Source organism: Mycobacterium asiaticum (assembly GCF_001673365.1).
Lineage (GTDB): Bacteria > Actinomycetota > Actinomycetes > Mycobacteriales > Mycobacteriaceae > Mycobacterium > Mycobacterium asiaticum_A.
Genome location: NZ_LZLS01000120.1, coordinates 1 through 3947, shown reverse-complemented (window position 1 = coordinate 3947; position 3947 = coordinate 1). Strand labels below are relative to the sequence as shown.

The following is a 3947-nucleotide window of genomic DNA, read 5'->3' as shown; positions in this document are numbered from 1 at the left end:
GGGTGCCCGCAGCGAGTTCAGCGCCAGCACCGCCGCGGCTTTGGACACCAGCCCGCGTTCATCCGGTGCGACCATCACCGCGTGTAGCCGTTCGCCGTCGCCCGGTTTGATCTCGACATGCACACCCTGCTGGGCCGCCAACGAAAGATAGTGCGGCGCAGTCGGTTCGGCTTGCGGCAGCGGCTCACCGGCCATTGCCAATCGGCAGCGCCGCACCAGGTCCGCTACCAGCGATGCCTTCCAATCGCTCCACACGCCCGGCCCGGTGGCCTTCGAGTCGGCCTCGGTCAGCGCATGCATCAACTCGAGCAGCTGCGGATCTCCGCCCAGCGCTTCGGACACGGATTCGATGGTTTTGGGATCGTTCAGGTCGCTGCGGGTGGCGGTGATCGGCAACAGCAAGTGATGGCGGACCATCTTGGTCAGTGTGTCGGTGTCGGCGGCTGACAAGCCCATCCGCTGCGCGATCGGGATCACCAGGTCGGCGCCCAACACGCAGTGGTCCAGGCCTCTCCCCTTGCCGATGTCGTGCAGCAACGCGCCGAGCGCGAGCAGGTCGGGCCGGGCCACGTTGGTGGTCAGCGGTGCCGCGTGCACGGCGGTCTCGACGACGTGGCGGTCGACTGTCCACTTGTGCGAGACGTCGCGCGGCGGCAGGTCACGGATCGCATCCCACTCCGGCAGCAATTGGCCCCACAGCCCAGTCCGGTCCAGCGCCTCGATGGTCGGCACCGCGGTGGGACCGGCCAACAGCACCACCAACAAGTCGTCCAGGACCGCCCGCGGCCACGGTGTCGGCAGCGGCGGCGCGTTCTCGGCCAACCGATTCAGCGTCGCCGCCCCGATCGGCACACCGGTATCGGCCGATGCGGCGGCCACCCGCAGCACCAGACCGGGATCGGTTTGGGGTGCAGCCTCGCGGGCAAGCACGATTTCGCCGGCGTACTCGACGACGCCTTCGTCCAGCGGACGCCGCTTGGGGCGCCGAACAAAGGCGGTGATGCCGCGGCGCGGCAACGCGTTGGCGGCGGTACGCAACCCGGTGACGGCGTGGAAGCCGATCGTGCGGCCCGCGCTGGACAGCATGCGCGCCAGGTCGAATCGGTCGCCGACAGCCATCGCCTCGCTGATCTCGTCGGCAAACTGGGCCAGCAGTTGGTCGCGGCCGCGTTGCGAAACCCGGTGCAGCTCGGTGCGCACATCGAGCAAACAGAGGTAGGCGTCGTCCAGCGAACCGACCGCCGTGTCGGCGCGCGACATGCCGTGCCGGTCGATGAGCTGTGCCAGCGCCAGCGCATTGAGCAGTTGAACGTCGCGGAGCCCGCCGCGCCCGGACTTCAGGTCGGGCTCCGCGCGGTGCGCGATCCGGCCCAGGCGCAGCCAGCGGGCGTGCGTCGCGTCCACGAGTTCGTCCATGCGCGAACGGATCCCGCTGCGCCACTGCCGTCGTACCCCGGTAATCAGCTCGGCGGACAGCGCCTCGGTGCCCGCGATGTGACGCGCTTCGAGCATGCCCAGCGCGGCGGTCAGGTCGGCGCCGGCCGTGCTCAGCGCCTCGCCGACCGTGCGCACACTGTGGTCGAGCCGAATGTTGGCGTCCCACAACGGGTACCACAGTTTGTCGGCGACCGAACCCAGCTCCTCGGGACCCTTACCGTCGTGCAGCAGCACCAGGTCGAGGTCCGAATACGGCAGCATCTCACGCCGGCCGAGCCCGCCGACGGCCACGATTGCATAACCGCTGTCGGCGGTGATGCCGATCTCCAAAGCCTTTGCACTCAACCAGGTTTCATAAAGATCCAGCACCGCCTGCCGCATCTCGGCGGGTTTCATCCCACGAAGTCCGTCAGACAACAGTTCGCGCCGCGCGGCAGCCAAATTGACTGCCGCAACGGCGCTATCTGCTTGCGTTACTTCCGTTTTCGATGTTTCAGAAGGGTCCGGCGTCACACCCGGCCGATTCTTCTCACAAGGCGTCGGGTCCGCGTTCACCGGTGCGTACCCGCACGATGGTCTCCACGGGACTGACCCACACCTTGCCGTCACCGATCTTGCCGGTCCGGGCCGCCCGCACGATGCTGTCCACGACCTTGTCGACGATCGAGTCGTCGACAACGACCTCGATGCGAACCTTGGGCACGAAGTCGACCGAGTATTCAGCGCCGCGGTAGACCTCGGTGTGACCCTTTTGCCGACCGTAGCCCTGGATTTCGCTGACCGTCATACCCAGGACGCCGGCGTCCTCCAGGCTGGTCTTGACGTCGTCAAGAGTGAACGGCTTCACGATCGCGGTGATCAGCTTCATGAGTATTCCGCCTCCACTTTCTCGCCCAAGCGCGCTCCCAGGCCGTTCGGGGTGTCCGGCAGGCTGGCACGGGGAAGAACCGAACCGCTGGCGACCGCAAAGTCGTAGCCGCTCTCAGCGTGCTCCGACTCGTCGATGCCCGCAGCTTCCTGCTCTGCCCCCAGACGCAGCCCGATGGTGTACTTCAGGATAAGCGCCAGAATAAGTGTGACAACGCCGGAGTAGGCCAGAACGGCAAACGCGCCGACCGCTTGCCGCTCCAACTGGTCAATCCCGCCGCCGTAGAACAATCCCTTGGACACGCCGGTCACGCCGTTGATCGCCACACTCTCGGGTGCGGCAACCAGGCCGACCATCAAGGTGCCGATCAGCCCGCCCACCAAGTGCACTCCGACCACGTCAAGCGAGTCGTCGAAGCCCAGCTTGAACTTCAGGCCCACTGCCAGCGCGCACAGCACACCGGCCAGCGCGCCGATCGCCAACGCGCCCAGGACGTTCACCGACGAACACGACGGCGTAATGGCAACCAGACCTGCGACGATGCCCGAGGCGGCCCCCAGCGTCGTGGCCTTGCCGTCGCGTATGCGCTCGGTGAGCAGCCAGCCCAGCATCGCGGCAGCGGTGGCGACGGTGGTGGTGATGAACGTTGCCGCCGCGGCCCCGTTGGACGTGGTCGCCGACCCGGCGTTGAACCCGTACCAGCCGAACCACAGCAGGCCGGCGCCGAGCATCACGAACGGCAGGTTGTGCGGCCGGAACAGTGTGGTGGGCCAGCCTTTGCGCTTGCCCAGCACGATGGCCAGCACCAGGCCGGCAACACCGGCGTTGATGTGCACAGCGGTTCCGCCGGCGAAGTCGATCGCGTGCAGTTTGTTGGCGATCCAGCCGCCCTTTTCCGCGACGACACCGTCGAACGCGAACACCCAGTGCGCGACCGGGAAGTAGACCAGCGTCGCCCACAGCCCGGAGAACACCAGCCAGGCGCTGAACTTCAACCGGTCTGCCACTGCACCCGAGATCAGGGCGACGGTGATGATCGCGAACATCAGCTGGAACGCGACGAACACGGTGGCCGGCAAGGTGCCCACCAGCGGGATGTTCGTCGCAGCGGCGGTGGCGGTCTGTTCAGCACCGTTGCCGCCGATCAGCCCTTTCAAGCCCCAGAACTGGGTCGGGCTGCCCACCAGGTGTGCGGTGTCGGTTCCGAATGCCATCGAGTAGCCATAAAGCACCCACAGCACCGTGATGACGCCCATTGCGCTGATGCTCATCATGATCATGTTCAGCACGCTCTTGGCGCGCACCATGCCGCCGTAGAAGAACGCCAGCCCCGGCGTCATCAACAACACGAGCGCGGAACTCGCCAACATCCAGGCGGTGTCGCCCGTATTGGGCACACCCATTACCGGGAAGTCACTCACTCGCTATCACCTCCAGTCAGCGTTCGGAGGGCCCCAGAATGATGACTGGCGACCTGATCCAGAACCATGCGCATAAGTTGTTGCGCGAATGGGGCAGCGATGTTTCGTCGGGATTAACGTAAAAGTTGCTGTGTAATAGCTAGCTGTACTGACCTGAGAGGTTAGGTACACGGCTGGCTGGTGGTTGACCGCCGAGTGCTGTGTGGCCGCGGTGGTGATTG

3 protein-coding genes are annotated in these 3947 nt (G+C 66.1%); all 3 read right to left on the bottom strand.

What is annotated here, in order from left to right:
* Window positions 1–1950 (bottom strand): [protein-PII] uridylyltransferase (locus A5634_RS13355; protein ID WP_081290408.1); only part of this gene is annotated, 1950 nt, incomplete at its 3' end.
* 16 nt (window positions 1951–1966) lie between these two features.
* Complete coding sequence (gene glnB, locus A5634_RS13350; protein WP_065144525.1) at window positions 1967–2305, bottom strand: nitrogen regulatory protein P-II; 339 nt, start codon at window positions 2303–2305, stop codon at window positions 1967–1969.
* Window positions 2302–3726 (bottom strand): ammonium transporter, encoded by a 1425-nt coding sequence (locus A5634_RS13345; RefSeq protein WP_155769530.1) that lies wholly within the window; start codon window positions 3724–3726, stop codon window positions 2302–2304. Before A5634_RS13345 ends, glnB begins: the two co-directional genes overlap by 4 nt.
* Between the last annotated feature and the right edge of the window lie 221 nt (window positions 3727–3947).